Source organism: Salinisphaera sp. T31B1 (assembly GCF_040361275.1).
Classification (GTDB): Bacteria; Pseudomonadota; Gammaproteobacteria; order Nevskiales; family Salinisphaeraceae; genus Salinisphaera.
In genome coordinates this window covers 185,994-200,374 of record NZ_APNH01000004.1, presented here as the reverse complement: position 1 = coordinate 200,374, position 14,381 = coordinate 185,994, and the positions used below count along the sequence as shown (strand labels likewise).

General features: G+C 63.6%; 15 protein-coding genes. 3 read left to right on the top strand and 12 right to left on the bottom strand.

Features of this window, described 5'->3' with window-relative positions; all coding sequences use genetic code 11:
- Positions 1–5: 5 nt before the first annotated feature.
- The 6 genes from rimI to ilvN all read right to left on the bottom strand — a co-directional run bounded on the left by rimI (position 6) and on the right by ilvN (position 4,683).
- Complete coding sequence (gene rimI, locus T31B1_RS15655) at positions 6–476, bottom strand: ribosomal protein S18-alanine N-acetyltransferase (RefSeq protein WP_353250463.1); 471 nt, start codon at positions 474–476, stop codon at positions 6–8.
- Entirely contained in the window at positions 473–1,387 is a 915-nt protein-coding gene (locus T31B1_RS15650) for a uracil-DNA glycosylase (protein WP_353250462.1), read from the bottom strand. Before T31B1_RS15650 ends, rimI begins: the two co-directional genes overlap by 4 nt.
- Positions 1,388–1,462: 75 nt before the next feature.
- Positions 1,463–2,233 (bottom strand): CDP-diacylglycerol--serine O-phosphatidyltransferase, encoded by a 771-nt coding sequence (gene pssA, locus T31B1_RS15645; protein WP_353250461.1) that lies wholly within the window; start codon positions 2,231–2,233, stop codon positions 1,463–1,465.
- Between the two features lie 123 nt (positions 2,234–2,356).
- On the bottom strand, positions 2,357–3,031 hold the full coding sequence (locus tag T31B1_RS15640; protein WP_353250460.1) for a phosphatidylserine decarboxylase: 675 nt from the start codon (positions 3,029–3,031) through the stop codon (positions 2,357–2,359).
- A gap of 44 nt (positions 3,032–3,075) precedes the next feature.
- A complete protein-coding gene (gene ilvC / locus T31B1_RS15635) occupies positions 3,076–4,092 on the bottom strand; it encodes a ketol-acid reductoisomerase (RefSeq protein WP_353250696.1) in 1,017 nt (338 codons plus the stop codon).
- Positions 4,093–4,164: 72 nt separating this feature from the next.
- Entirely contained in the window at positions 4,165–4,683 is a 519-nt protein-coding gene (ilvN, locus tag T31B1_RS15630; protein WP_353250459.1) for an acetolactate synthase small subunit, read from the bottom strand.
- 172 nt (positions 4,684–4,855) lie between these two features.
- Here ilvN and ilvB point away from each other — a divergent pair, with 172 nt between their 5' ends.
- Entirely contained in the window at positions 4,856–6,700 is a 1,845-nt protein-coding gene (ilvB, locus tag T31B1_RS15625; protein ID WP_353250458.1) for a biosynthetic-type acetolactate synthase large subunit, read from the top strand.
- Between the two features lie 135 nt (positions 6,701–6,835).
- Here ilvB and T31B1_RS15620 read toward each other — a convergent pair whose 3' ends face one another.
- The 6 genes from T31B1_RS15620 to T31B1_RS15595 form a co-directional block, all read right to left on the bottom strand.
- Positions 6,836–7,336, bottom strand: a complete 501-nt coding sequence (locus T31B1_RS15620) for a hypothetical protein (protein WP_353250457.1) — start codon at positions 7,334–7,336, stop codon at positions 6,836–6,838.
- A gap of 186 nt (positions 7,337–7,522) precedes the next feature.
- The gene (gene map, locus T31B1_RS15615) at positions 7,523–8,281 is read right to left on the bottom strand and encodes a type I methionyl aminopeptidase (RefSeq protein ID WP_353250456.1); all 759 of its coding nucleotides are present in this window, start codon (positions 8,279–8,281) and stop codon (positions 7,523–7,525) included.
- 157 nt (positions 8,282–8,438) lie between these two features.
- Positions 8,439–9,683, bottom strand: a complete 1,245-nt coding sequence (locus tag T31B1_RS15610) for a hypothetical protein (protein ID WP_353250455.1) — start codon at positions 9,681–9,683, stop codon at positions 8,439–8,441.
- A gap of 614 nt (positions 9,684–10,297) precedes the next feature.
- Positions 10,298–11,062, bottom strand: a complete 765-nt coding sequence (locus T31B1_RS15605) for a TrkA C-terminal domain-containing protein (RefSeq protein WP_353250454.1) — start codon at positions 11,060–11,062, stop codon at positions 10,298–10,300.
- A 251-nt stretch (positions 11,063–11,313) separates the two neighbouring features.
- Positions 11,314–11,649 carry a GFA family protein gene (locus T31B1_RS15600; RefSeq protein ID WP_353250453.1) on the bottom strand — a complete coding sequence of 112 codons (336 nt, stop codon included), beginning with the start codon at positions 11,647–11,649 and terminating at the stop codon, positions 11,314–11,316.
- A gap of 414 nt (positions 11,650–12,063) precedes the next feature.
- Entirely contained in the window at positions 12,064–12,759 is a 696-nt protein-coding gene (locus T31B1_RS15595) for a glutathione binding-like protein (RefSeq protein WP_353250452.1), read from the bottom strand.
- Positions 12,760–12,894: 135 nt separating this feature from the next.
- Here T31B1_RS15595 and T31B1_RS15590 point away from each other — a divergent pair, with 135 nt between their 5' ends.
- Both T31B1_RS15590 and T31B1_RS15585 read left to right on the top strand, forming a co-directional pair.
- Positions 12,895–13,533: an SDR family oxidoreductase gene (locus tag T31B1_RS15590; RefSeq protein ID WP_353250451.1), complete on the top strand. Its 639-nt coding sequence runs from the start codon at positions 12,895–12,897 to the stop codon at positions 13,531–13,533.
- On the top strand, positions 13,533–14,210 hold the full coding sequence (locus T31B1_RS15585; protein WP_353250450.1) for a DNA-3-methyladenine glycosylase family protein: 678 nt from the start codon (positions 13,533–13,535) through the stop codon (positions 14,208–14,210). The genes T31B1_RS15590 and T31B1_RS15585 overlap by 1 nt, the downstream gene beginning before the upstream one ends.
- Positions 14,211–14,381 lie beyond the last annotated feature (171 nt).

Here is a 14,381-nt window from a genome sequence, read left to right as displayed (position 1 = left end):
CCGTGTTAGATATCGAGCTCGAGCGCGAGCAACAAGGCATCCTCGCGCCCATCGGCGGCCGGATAATATCCAGGGCGAGTGGCGATGCGTTTGAAGCCGCGGCGCTTGTACAGCCGGCGGGCGGACCGATTGGACGGCCGCACTTCGAGCAATACGGTCTCGGCACGTTCGGCGACGGCCTGGGTAATCATCGCCTCGAGCACCAGCGCGGCAATGCCGCGACCGCGCCAGTCCGGAGCCACGCACAGATTCAGTACATGGGCTTCGCCAACGGCGACCGATAAAAGCCCATAGCCCACCACCGCCTCGTTCAGATCGGTGGCCACCCAGCCCCGATAACCCACCCGCAGACAATCCCGGAAGATCCGTTCGCTCCACGGATAGCCGTAGGACACCTGCTCGATGGCCAGCACGGCCGGCACATCCCGCGCGCGCATGCCCCGTACACGAATGAGCTGGTCGACCTCAGCGCTCATGGGGCCGCGCGTCCCTGCGCGATGCGATGCGCGATCCGCTTGAGATCCTCCCAGGCCCTGGCTTTCTGCTGCGGGCTGCGCAGCAGATAGGCCGGGTGATAGGTCACCAGCACATCGAGCTCGCGGCGGGGATAGCGGTGCATCCGGCCCCGCATCTTGCCCAGCGCTTCCTGAGTATCCAACAGCGTCTGGGCCGCTACGCGCCCCACCGCAACAACCAGCATCGGGTCCATCAGCTCGATCTGACGCTCCAGCACCGGCCAGTCGGCGGCGACCTCATCGGCATTCGGGTCACGGTTGTTGGGCGGCCGGAACTTGCAGATGTTGGTGATATACACGTTGTGCTGGCGTGAACAGCCGATCGCCGCAAGCATACGGTCGAGCAGCTGCCCGGCGCGGCCTACGAACGGCACCCCCTGTGCATCCTCGTTGGCGCCCGGCGCTTCACCGACGATCAGCACATCCGCATCGCGGGCGCCGACCCCGAATACCGGGCGCTGCGCGCCGCGATGATCCTGTTCGCCGAGCCATGCCTCCAGGGCGTCCCAATCCATGTCGGCGAGCGGCGCACCGGCCGGCGCCGCGGATGCGGCCCCGGTCTTGTCGTCGTGGTCGGTACGGACCGGGTCGATATCGACGGTCTGCGGTGCGGGGCGATCTGAGCCGATGTCCGGTTCCGCAGATGCAGTGCCGGGGGCCGCCCCGGCCTCGACAGCCGCTGCAGCCGAGTGCTGCACGGGATGGGCCGCCGGTTGCGACGGAGCCGCCGATCGCTCGGGCCCGTCGGCCTGTTCGAGGGGCCCGGCACCGCGGTCGGATGCCGAGGGGTGCGCCGGGCCCGGCCGGCGCCCACCCGCGAGCGGGCCATCGGCGCGCGGTCGCCATGCCACCAGTCCCAGCGCATCGAGCATCCGACGTCGTTGTGCTGTACTCATGACGCTAGCCTAACCGCTCGGGCCGTGATTGGCAGCCGTCGATCGCCTGGCTCAGCCTCGCGAAGCGTGCCGACGACGCCAGCGCCGCAACGCGAGTATCGGCCCCGACGCGGCATAGACGAAAAAGCCGAGAAACAGTATCCGCGGCGGATCGAGAATGATCAGCACGAATACGACCAGCATGAACAGAATATAGCGAAACGGTACCCGCTCGCCGAAGTTCAGATCCTTGAAGCTGTGGTAGCGGACATTGCTGACCATGAGCAGCCCGGCGGCCACCGTCAGCAGGAATACGGGGACCACCAGCTGGGCGCCGCTGACATCGAAATCCGCGCTTACCCAGACAAAGCCGACCAATAGCCCGGCTGCGGCCGGGCTGGGCAGCCCGAGAAAGACCTTCTTCTCGACCGCACCGCCGCGAGTGATATTGAATCGTGCCAGCCGCAGCGCAGCCGCCGCAGTATAGAAAAAGGCCGCCAGCCAGCCGAGCTTGCCCGCGACGTTGCTGTAATAGGCCAGGCTGTCGAGACTGTAGAGATAAGCGATCAGCCCGGAGGCCAGACCGAACGCGACCAGATCGGCCAGACTGTCGTACTGGATACCGAAATCGCTTTCGGTATTGGTCAGGCGCGCCACGCGCCCATCGAGCATATCGGTGAGCATGGCAACGAAAATCGCCACCGCCGCCACCACGAAGCGCCCCTGGGTCGCCGCGATGATTGCGTAGAAACCCGCGAACAGGGTGCCGGTGGTAAACAGATTGGGCAGCAGGTAGATACCGCGCCGACGGCGGCTCGTTGCCGCGGAATTTTGCTCGCTCATGACGTTACTCTGGTAAAACCGGAGGGCGTCCGACCGCTGCGGGCAGCGCTTGCGCGCCGCAACCACCCGTCGCCCTTTGTCGCGATCCGTCGATCGCACGGACCGCAGTCCGCGCGTTGCATACTACGCGGATGCCGCCAGCTTCGGCGAACCGCCGTCCGATTGCCGCGGCGGATCGGCCTTCTTGTGTACGAGCTTGGCAAGCACACAGGCGCCGGCCGAGACATGATCGCCCAGTTCGACCTCGACCCGGGAATTCACCGGCAGATACAGATCGACCCGGCGAGCCAGCCGTCGCTGACCGCAACAGCGGCCCTGGCCCACGCGCTCGCCGAACTCGCTTCGACAGGGGCGGGCGCCGAACAGGCTGCCGTGACGGATGACCATGATCACGTCGTCCCCCTCGTCGGTGCGAATACGCGAAGCGACCCCGTCGAGCGCATCGATCGCCTCGCCGGTGAGTTCGAGCACGGTGCCCTCGACCGGCGAACGGATCAGATACGCGCCCAGCAGATGCACCTGCAGCGAGATCTTGATCGCCTCCCGGTCCAGGAAGGGGTCGTAGCATTCCCGTCGATGAACGACGCGTCCATCCACGGGCGCGATGATCGCCAGCGGCTCGGCCGGTACGTTGCGCGGTGAGTCACGGAAATACAGGGCTGCGACGATCAACGCAGCCAGCAGGGGCAGTGCCCAGACCCAGCTGACCGCGGCGTTCACGATGAGAACCGCCGCGGCCAGCCCGATCAGGACCGCCCACCCTTCCGGCACGACATGGAATAACGTCTTGCGCCGCATACCTGGCGACTGCGAATCCGAGGGATCAGACCGTCAGCATCCGCCTAATTGCGGGTTTTGTCGACGATCTTGTCCTTGGCGATCCACGGCATCATGCCGCGCAGCTTGTCGCCGACCTGCTCGATCGGATGCTCGGCAGCCAGCCGACGGCTCGCCTTGAGCGTGGGCATACCGGCCTGGTGCTCGCCGATGAACTCACGCGCGAACTTGCCGGTCTGGATCTCGGCGAGAATCTTGCGCATCTCGGCCTTGGTTTCGTCGGTGATCAGACGCGGACCGCGGGTGATGTCACCGTATTCGGCCGTGTTCGAGATCGAATAACGCATGTTGGCAATGCCGCCTTCGTAGATCAGATCCACGATCAGCTTGACCTCGTGCAGGCACTCGAAATAGGCCATCTCGGGCTCGTAGCCGGCTTCGACCAGCGTCTCGAAACCCGCCTGGATCAGTGCGATAGTGCCGCCACACAGCACGGCCTGCTCGCCGAACAGATCGGTTTCGGTCTCGGCACGGAACGTCGTCTCGATGACGCCGGCACGGCCGCCGCCGTTGGCCACGGCATAGGCCAGGGCCACGTCCTTGGCCTGACCGGAGGCATCCTGTGCGACCGCGATCAGGCTCGGCACGCCGCCGCCCTTTTCATAGGTGGTACGCACGAGATGGCCCGGGCCCTTGGGCGCGACCATGATTACGTCCAGATCCTTGCGCGCTTCGATCAGATCGAAATGGATATTGAACCCGTGGGCAAAGCCGAGCGTTGCGCCCTGCTTGATGTTCGGCTCGATCTTGTCGTTGTACAGCGCGACCTGGAGTTCGTCCGGCGTCAGGATCATGACCACATCGGCGCCGGCGGTGGCGTCTTCGATGCTCGCGACCTCCAGCCCGGCCGCTTCGGCCTTCTTGGCCGAGGACGAGCCTTCACGCAGGCCTACCACGACGTCGACGCCGGAGTCCTTGAGGTTGTTGGCGTGGGCGTGGCCCTGCGAGCCGTAGCCGATGATGGCCACTTTCTTGCTCTGGATCAGGGACAGATCGCCGTCCTTGTCGTAGTACACGTTCATGCTCAAGGTCTTTCTCCTGCGGTTTATGGCTTTGGACACGGCACGCCTCGGCCGCATCGATTGAGTGTGTGATCAGGCCGGGTCGGCATCCGATTCGCTGTAATGAAGACCGGCGGCGGCACCCGGGGTCATGGTGACCGCACCGCTGCGCGCCAGCTCCACGAGCACCCCGGCGTTCTCGAGCGTCGCCACGAACCGGTTTAGTTCGTCGCCGGCGCCGACGAACTTCAATGTCCGCACTTCGCCGTCGTCGCTGATGGTGTCGACGTCATAGCCGTCGGCCAGCGCTTCCAGCGAGAGTTGGCCCTCGGCCAGGCGCACCTTGACCAGCGCGAGCTCACGTTCGACGTGCTCGTCGCCGGTCATGTCCAGCACGTCGATCACGTCGACGAGCTTGAGCAGCTGGCGGTTGATCTGTTCGACAATGTGTTCGGTGCCCTCGGTCACCAGCGTCAGCCGCGACACCGAAGGGTCCTCGGTCGGCCCGACGTTGAGCGTCTCGATATTGAAGCCGCGCTGGGAGAACATGCCGGCCACGCGAACGAGCGCGCCCGCTTCGTTGGCCATCAGAACGGATATGACGTGTCGCATTGCTGCAATGCCTTTGAATTATGCGTGGGGCGCGCCTGCAAAGCGCGCAAAATACGCGCAATGTACAAGCGAAGCAACCGGCGCGCCCGTGCTGACGGCTTGTAGACTGGCCGGGCACGGTTGTTTGTGCGCTATAATTCGCGGTTTTCCACGCTGCCAATTGGGTGATCCCATGAGCCAAGCCCAGTACGTCCATACCTCGACCGATCCACACCCGCTGAGCGGGACCGTCCTCTCGGGCGCGGAAGTGATCGTACAGGTACTGGCCGACGAAGGCGTGGACACCATTTTCGGCTACTCGGGCGGCGCGATTCTGCCGACCTACGACGCGATCTTCCGCTACAACGCCGACAACCACGACCGCATGCCGCTGATCGTGCCCGCCAACGAACAGGGCGCGGGCTTCATGGCGGCCGGCTATGCACGCGCCTCCGGCAAGGTCGGCGTGGCCATGGTCACCTCCGGCCCGGGCGCGACCAACTGCGTGACGCCGGTGCGCGACTGCATGGCGGACTCGGTGCCGATCGTGCTCATCTGCGGCCAGGTCGCGCGCGCGGCCGTGGGCACCGACGCCTTCCAGGAGGCGCCGGTGTCCAACATCATGAGCAGTGCCGCCAAGCACGTGTTCTTCGTCACCGACCCGGACAAACTCGAGGCCACCGTGCGTACCGCCTTCGAGATCGCCCGCTCGGGCCGCCCCGGCCCCGTCGTCATCGACGTGCCCAAGGACGTCCAGAACTGGGAAGGCGCGTTTCGCGGCGAAGGCGTGCTGGCCGTGCCCGGCTATCGCCAGCGCATGCGCGACCTGCGCGAAAGCGAGCTCACCGACGACAAGTGCGCGCGTTTCTTCGAGCTGCTGGCTGCGAGCGAGAAACCGCTGATCTATGCCGGCGGCGGCGTCATCAACTCGGATTCCGCCAGCGAACTGCGCGCCCTCGCCCAGGCCTTCGGCATTCCGGTGGTGACCACCCTGATGGGCATCGGCGCGTTCGACACCACCGATGCCCTGTCGCTGCACATGCTCGGCATGCACGGCACCGCCTTCGCCAACTATGCCGTGGACGATTGCGATCTGCTGATCGCGGTGGGCTCACGCTTCGACGATCGCGTGGCCGGCGTGCCGGACAAGTTCGCGCCCAACGCCAAGGCGCTGGTCCATTTCGATGCGGATGCCTCCGAAATCGGCAAGGTCAAGGCCGTGGACTGGCATCACGTCGGGCTGTTCTCGCCGAGCCTGTCGCGCGTGCTGGCCTACGGCCGCGAGAACGGTTTTTCGGCCGATTTCTCGGCCTGGCACGAGCACGTCACCGAGCTCAAGCGCCACTATGCGATGAACTACGCTCGCGACACCGCGATGATCCAGCCGTACGCGGTGATCGAGGAGATCAACAAGCATACGGACGGACGCGCAGTGATCGCCACCGGCGTGGGCCAGCATCAGATGTGGGCCGCCCAGTACTTCGACTTCCGCGAGCCGCGGCTGTGGCTCACCTCGGGCTCCATGGGCACGATGGGCTTCGGCCTGCCGGCGGCCATCGGCGCCGCCTTCGCCCGGCGCGACAAGCTGGTCATCGATATCGACGGCGATGCATCGATTCGCATGAACATCGGCGAAATGGAGACCGTGACCACCTACGGCCTGCCCGTGAAGGTCGTCGTGCTCAACAACAACGGCGACGGCATGGTCAAACAGTGGCAGAAGCTGTTCTTCAAGGGCCGTTTGTCCGCCTCGGACAAGTCGCTGCACAAGAAGGACTTCATCAAGGCCGCCGAGGCCGACGGCTTCGAGTATGCCGCCCGGCTCACCGATCCGGCCGACCTGCCCCGCGTGATCGAGGAGTTCCTCAACTTCCAGGGGCCGGCGTTTCTCGAGGTGATGATCGATCCGGACGCCGGCGTGTACCCGATGGTGGGCCCCGGCATGAGCTACAAGCAGATGATCACCGGGGATCACATCAACAACCGCTACGGCGAGGATGGCCAGGAGCGGGAAGTCGGCGCCTCGGAGATGTTCTAGCGCCCGGCGTACGGGCGCCGCAGGCAAAAGGGCGAGGCCGTCAGGGGCTCGCCCTTTTTTGTGCGCGGCGTCATGGTCTATCGGATATCGGCCGATCGTTCGGGTGCCCGCGCAAACGCCGCCGACCAAGGGCCTTCACGCGCGGCAATCCGCACGCGTCACGGTGACCTCGCCGACCGGTGTCCCGTCTTCGAACCGGTAGCGGTACAGGAGCTTGAACTTGCGCGTCAGCAAGCGGCGCAGATGTTTCTTTGCACACATTGCCTGCCGGATGCGCGGCCCGTATTCCGAGGCGAACGTCTGCGGATCGACACGCTCGGCCATCGGCGCCAGCAGCGTGTAGTTGTACTGCAGCGTTTCGCCGTGGGCCTCTGTGCTGTCCAGCCGCGTACCGGCATCGACCCGGGCCGGCAGATCCGTATTCATCTCGGTGGAGATGTTGGCGAGCGTTGCGGTGCGGCTATCGGCACCTGCGCCGCCGAAGATAGCCGGCGCGACGACGTAGCCCAACACGACGAGCGCACACAGCAGCACCAGTGCACCCGCGACCGCGGCGATTCTGGAAAGATGGCTCTTGGCGATGGCCGGTTCTCCCTGGGTGTGATCGGGTCGTGAGTGGTGCGGCCAACATCCCATGGCTCATCGCCCAGGGTTCGGCACGCAGCCCGGCGAGGATACACGGGCGGCCGTCACCGCCTCCGAACCTTTGGAGCGCCGCCGGCTGGCTCGGACAGGGTTCACGCCGTGAATTGTCCACTAATCGCGCGTCGCACACCGTGCCGTGCCAACCGCCCATGCGGGCGGCCGAGCACCGCGCAGTCGTCAAGCGGCTGCCCCGGACCGCGTGGCGATGATCGGTGCGCCGTCGGTCACGACAATCGTGTGCTCGAACTGGGCGGACCGGCTGTCCGGATGGCCGACCAGCGTCCAGCCGTCATCGGTTTCCGAGACGAAGGTGCTGCGCGTCGACAGAAACGGCTCCACGGCGATCACCTGCCCGTACGCCAATCGTCGGCGATCGGCCGCATCGTAGAAGCCCACAATGCTTTCCGGCTCCTCGTGCAACGACCGGCCCAGGCCATGACCGGCCAGATTCTCGATCACCTTGAACCGATGCGATATCGCCACACGCTCGATCGCCTTGCCGATCCGGTTGAGCCGCGCCCCCGCACGCACCTCGGCCAGGGCGCGCTCCAACGCAAGCTCGGTGGCCCGACATAACGCCGCCTTGTCGTCGGCCACCGGCGAAACCACGGTCGTGCCGCCCGTATCGGCGTAATACCCATCACGCTCGGCCGACACATCCACGTTCACGATATCGCCCGCACCGATCACCCGTGCGCCGGGCACGCCGTGGGCGGCCTCTTCGTTGACGCTGATACAGGTGAACCCCGGGAAGTCGTAGCACTTCATCGGCGCCGACGTCGCGCCCAGTCGCGACAACATCTGCCCGCCGATTTCGTCCAGTTCGGCCGTCGTCATGCCGGGCTCGACCGCAGCCAGCATCGCGTCGCGGATGTCAGCGACGATTCGGCCGATGGCAAGAATACCGTCGAGGTCGTATTGGTTTTGAATGGTCATTGGAATCTTCAGGACGCGAAGGAAGACTTACCGGAGCGAACAAGTGACCCGCACAGCATAGCTTGCTGAGGCTGCGCGTCGGCCCGGGAAACCGTATACGCTTCCGACAGTTCGATATCCCGTTGGCCGACCTTGATGCCCTGAAACACTGACAGCGCTAATCATCCGACTCGGTCGCTTCATCCACCGCTTGAATCCGCTGTCGCTGGCGGTACCCGTAGGTGGCATTGCGCACGGTATCCTCGTCCTCGAGGCCTGCGCCAATCGCACCGGCGATAGTGGCCACCGAAGTGGCCAGCCAAGCCAGCACGATGTAATTACTTGGCCCGATCGGGTGCCCCAACTGCTGTTCGAGCAAGGTGGAGGGCACGATGATGGATACGGCAAGAATGAACAGACCCAATAGACACGCGTAGTAAACCACCACGGCGACGCTAAGGGTGAGCACGGTGGCCGTATTGTAGAGCTTGGCCATGCGCGGCGCATTGGCTTTGCGAACGGGTTCCCACAGGCGGTGCGCGATGATGATCCACGCGACCATTGCGACCATCGAGGCAACCATCAGCAGGATGAAACGTGGCCCTTGGTACGCATCGCTCAACTTCCACAGCGTCGGGAAAATCAGGCCATAGGCGCCGGTGGCAAACGCCACGGCGATTATACTTTTAAAGGCGGGGAAGACGGTCCATGGGCCGTTCGCGTGCACCATGCCGGCAAGCACTCTGAAGTTTCCGCCAAACCGGGTAATAAAACGAACGTCGACCGGCGTCTTTTCGTTTTTATCCGGTGTTATTCTCTTGATCGGAAACAATTGCTCGAAAAAACGCTCGCCCGTTAGTCGTCGTGCGCCTTCGCCGCGCAAACTTTCGTCGACCTTAAGCGATTTTCTCGTCTGCTGCGCCTGGCGCTCGCGATCGGCGTCGGAGCTTCCATGGCGCAGTTCATTGGCCAGCTGCAGTATCGCCTCCTGCAGGCGCCGACGTAGGCCCATCGATCCGAATGAGGGTAAAGAAATCAGGGCGACGGCGTTTGCCATGCTGGCCTCAGCCACCACGAAATCCTTGCCTTCGCAAATAACGAGATCGGTGATACACACAGCGTAATCCCAACCGTGGCGCTGCTTGTATTCCTCGGTTTGCTCGATAATGCGCGCTGTATCCTCCACCGCCCCGACGAGCGGCGATTCGACGACCTCGACTTTCCAGTCGCGGCGATCGTCTACATAGTTGGCCAAAAGCTCGGGAAGCTGGCGAGCGAACTGATTGGCGATATCCGCGGGCAGTTCGGGCGCAGGCACGAGCCCCAGCACGGCGGTCGTTCTGCCTGGCCGAGGGCCGCCGCTGCCAGTGGTTTGCCTTGATCCATCGGCATCTGCGTTACGTGGATGTTCTTGATCCGTCATGGCGCACACGGGCTTAGATATGGGTTATATGATTCGTCGGGCCGTGCCTATTGGTCCGGCTCGGCGGCCTTCGAATACAATCCAAGAGAGGGTTTTCGCGAACAGGTCGCTCGAGTGAGACAGCATGGGCTGTGTCTACCCGAGCGCGGTCGTCATGCCGGAATCTGGCCGCCCGCGCGGCTCCGCGCTCGAATAGTTGATATCTGAATCGTCGTCTCGTTTCGAACCCAGCTATAACGCGTCGACCCCGCTTTAGCAAATCGGTGCGAGGTTTCGGCGGGCGACGATTTTCGCCGTCAACCAACTCGCCGCATATCGGGTTGACGGTATTGACCGCGCAGTAGGGCGCCGTCTGCAGAGCTTTTGAGGCAGTACGCTCCGGCCGCTCTTGCGGCCATCGGGTAACGCCGCGATAAGGAGTCGTCTTGCAGCGCTTTCCGGTGCCTCTCGTCGGCCCGTCGTTTGAAGCCTCGCTCGAATGGACGTAACCGCCGATTCGTTCGCATCTGTGTAGCTTGAAGGCCGTCGAACGTGATCGTGTCCCGGTTATTCGACGAATAATAAAAAGAACGTAACGGGGCCTGTTTAACGGCTGCGCGGAAAGTGACGAGTCGTTATGTCTCACCCTTTTCGTCTCGTTGTCTGGTCTGCTCTCTGTAATTCCTGAGGTGCTCGGCTCTCGCTTCGCGCTGGGTCGCATGATCCCCCGGTGCCCGCCTCGCGAGTTCGTGCAGCCGGTTGTTGCGCCCGTAGAGGACCAGCAGATCACCGGGGCGAAGGCGCAACTCCGGTGGAGGCGCCCCGACATAATCGCCATCGCCCCGCACGACGCCTAGTATGAGAACGCCCTCGCCGGGAAGGTCGAGCTCGCCAATGGCCCCTTCGGCCAGCCAGGTATGCTCTCGAATATCCACCTCTACGATGCGGTAGTCGTCGCGCAGATGCAGCAGATCCGCATAGTCCCTCAACTCGAGCGTGGTATAGCGGGCGAGTACACGCCCGATGAGCGGCGTGAGAATGCGGCTGAAGGCCCGGCTTTGAGCGAGGGCGAAGAGGGCGAGCCCGCCCAGGCCGAGCACCAACAGACGCTCCGGCGTAGCCGCCCCGGCCCCGACGAAGGAAAGCAACAGGGTCGCGATAGACGATGCCATGCCAACAGCGCCAAGGCGGATGAGCAACGTTGCGACCCGCCGCCGTGCCGGGTCCTTCAGGACGGCCTCCGCTTCCTCAGTCGTAAAGCCGGCGCCGGAGAAGGCCGAGAGCGCTTGAAAGCTTGCCACCTCTTCGGACAAGCCCGTCATGGAAAAGGCGACGGCCCCGATGCGGATCACCAACATCGACAGGGCCAACACGAGAAGCAGGGAAACGACGGAAATCATAAGGCCGGCCTCTTTCGTGACGGCGCCTCAAAGGCATTACGCCCGCCATCGGATTACGTCTAGAATAGGTGCGAAACGTGTAGGCGAAAATGCACACTTTCCGTGCCGTTGCCATGCCGGCACTCCCGCAACAGAACGATTTTTTCCGAGGACGGCAGCCCTCTCAACGAGCCTGCAATTCCGTCGCCCACTTCAGTCTCATCTCTTCATCATGTCTAACGATCGGGGCTGAAGCAGCGTGTTGAGGCTCACTACCCCGGTACCTCGGTAAACTGAGGAAGGCCGTCACAAATCTCGAGCCACGGTGCTTTCGAGCCGGTGTAGATGTGCTCCGTTGGCCGCACAATCGGATCACTGTCCAAGGTGCCACTGTATAACGAGACGTTATCCGGTCTTTCGTGCGCCTTCGAGTAAAGCGGTGATCCGCACTCGGAACAACAATGACGCCGTTCGCCAGCACTTGATTGAAACGCCTTGATCACGGCTTGGCCCTTAGGAACGACGAAGTTCGCCCCCCCCCCCGCACGCACCCGTATGTTTGTTGGGAATGACGAGCGATCTAACGTGAGTCGTACGTGGCACGACATCAATTGCTAAAGAACTCATTCCATGGCTCCATTAACATCTTTTGATGCTTCTCCACCAGCTTGACGAGCTCGTTGAGTAATCGCGACGATTGAAAGCACCGCGGTGAAAACAGAAGCCAAATTTAAACCTGTTGAGCTAACGCCAATTCGACGACATTCGTTCACCTAACGCTCGGCCAACCAGCCTACCTAACGCCATAACCGCTGCCTGAATACAACACTTGGAGCGCTTGTCCGTATTAGGCAGACAATATTCTGATGCGTGGACGATTCACATGGTGTTCGATGCGGCGGCTTGATGCTTAGATTTGAATATCGCACGGATGCCACCGTCAAAAAAGCCCGCGCTCGGCGGGCTTTGATATATCGGACGGGATGGATGTGCGGACACGTCTGCGAACGCAGTGTGCGCGACTAGCGCTTCTCGTACTGCTTGCTCCCAAACATATTCTCCATCGCATCCTTGTCCTTGCTCAGATCGGTGTGATGGTCGGCCAGGACCTGTAGGCCTTTCTTGACGTTCTCGCGATCGCCGATCATCTCGAACCAGCGACGCACGTTCGGGTAGTCGTCGATGTTCACGCCCTGGGTTTCGGCGCTGCGCAGCCAGGGCCAAGTGGCGACATCGGCAATGGAGTAGTCGTTGCCGGCCAGGAACTTGAAGTCGGCCAAGCGGCGGTCCATGACGCCGTAGATACGATTGGCTTCATTCTCGTAGCGCTTGACCGCGTACTCGATCTTCTCGGGCGCATACTTGTTGAAGTGATGCGCCTGGCCGAGCATCGGGCCGACGCTGGCCATCTGGAACATCAGCCACTGCATGACGTCGTTACGCTTGACCGCATCGTTCGGCAGCAGGCGTCCGGTCTTCTCGGCCAGATAGATGAGTATGGCGCCGGATTCGAACAGGCTGTACGGCTTGCCGTTGGGCCCGTCCTGGTCGACGATCGCGGGAATCTTGTTGTTCGGGCTGATCTTGAGAAATTCTTCGCCGAACTGATCGCCCTTGCCGATGTTGATCGGATGGGCGGTGTATTCCAGGCCCATCTCCTCGAGCGCGATATGCACCTTGTGGCCGTTCGGGGTCGTCCAGGTATAGAGGTCGATCATGTGCGTTCCTTTCGACCGCTCCGGTCGATTGCTTGCATTGTGAGCTCGAAACCTAATGTTGTAGGTCACAGACGTTATTCAAGCAGGGGGCGACCGGCACCACCGGCTGGGCCTGCCCCACGCAAGGAGACCGACATGAAGGTACTGATCGCCGGCGCCCACGGACAGATCGGCCAGCGGCTGGTTCGCCGCATGGCCAAGAGCTCCCACCAGGCACGCGCGATGGTCCGCCGTGCCGATCAGGTCGACGAGATGAGCCGTCTCGGCGCGGCCGAGACCGTGGTCGCAGATCTTGAAGGCGACTGCAGCCAGGCCCTGGCCGGCTGCGAGGCCGTGGTCTTCACCGCCGGCTCGGGCGGGCACACGCCGCCCGAGAAGACCGACGATGTGGATCGCCGTGGCGCGATCAGCCTGATAGACCAGGCCGTGACGGCCGGCGTGCGGCGGTTTTTGATCGTGTCATCGATGAACGCGGACACGCCCGAAAACGGCCCCGAAAAGATGCGGCACTATTTTGCCGCCAAAAAGGCCGCCGACGATCACCTGCGGGCCTCGGGGCTCGAATACACGATCGTGCGTCCCGGCCATCTGCTGGATGATGACGGCACTGGCCGTGTGGATATTGCCAAGGATCTGGGCCGTTACGGCGACATTCCCCGCGACGACGTGGCGCAGGTGCTGCTCGAAACGCTGGACGCGCCCAATACCGTAGGCCGGCAGTTCGAGTTGCTGGCCGGCGACACGCCGATCGCCCAGGCCTTGATGGGGGTCTGATGGCCGAGTTCGTATCGCCGCAACGGCCCACGCAGCTGGCCTTCGACGCGCAGGCGGCGGTCGACCACCTGGCCGCCGCGGACCCGCAACTGGCCGAGCTGATGGCACGGTGCGGCCCCTATGCCCCGTCGACGACCGCAGCGCCGGACGTGTTTCATTCGTTGATGCGCGCCATCGTGTATCAACAGCTGTCCGGCAAGGCGGCGGGCACCATCCATCGACGCCTGCTCGACGCGCTCGGCGGTGGCGATACCCCCGGGCCCGAACGCATCGCGGCCGCCGACGACGCGACCCTGCGAAATGCCGGCCTGTCGCGGAACAAGATGCTGAGCCTGCAGGCCCTGGCCGCCGCTCAACTGGCTGGCGAACTGCCGGACGAATCACGTATCGGGGATTACGACGATACCCAGCTCATCGAGATGTACTCGTCGATCCGGGGCATCGGGCGCTGGACCGTGGAAATGCTGCTGCTGTTCCATCTCGGCCGGCCGGACGTCATGCCCATTCACGACCTGGGTGTGCGCAAGGGTTATGCGCTGACCTACGGGCTGGACGAACTGCCCAAGCCCAAGGCGCTGGAGGCCGCCTGCCGGATATGGCAGCCGTACCGATCCGTGGGCAGCTGGTTCATGTGGCGGGCGCTGGAAGCCGACGGCGCAGCGCCCCAGCCCGGTTGATGCGCCCGGCCGACCATCCCGGCCTGGGTGGCTTGCGCCGGCCGCTCGGGTTGGCGGACGACACGGGCCGGAACCAACCGTACACGGGCCCTGTGGCACGATAAGCGGGCACCAATCGCTTGCACGACCGTCCGACTCGGATGCGTGACCGCAGCCTGCGAGGCGGCAATC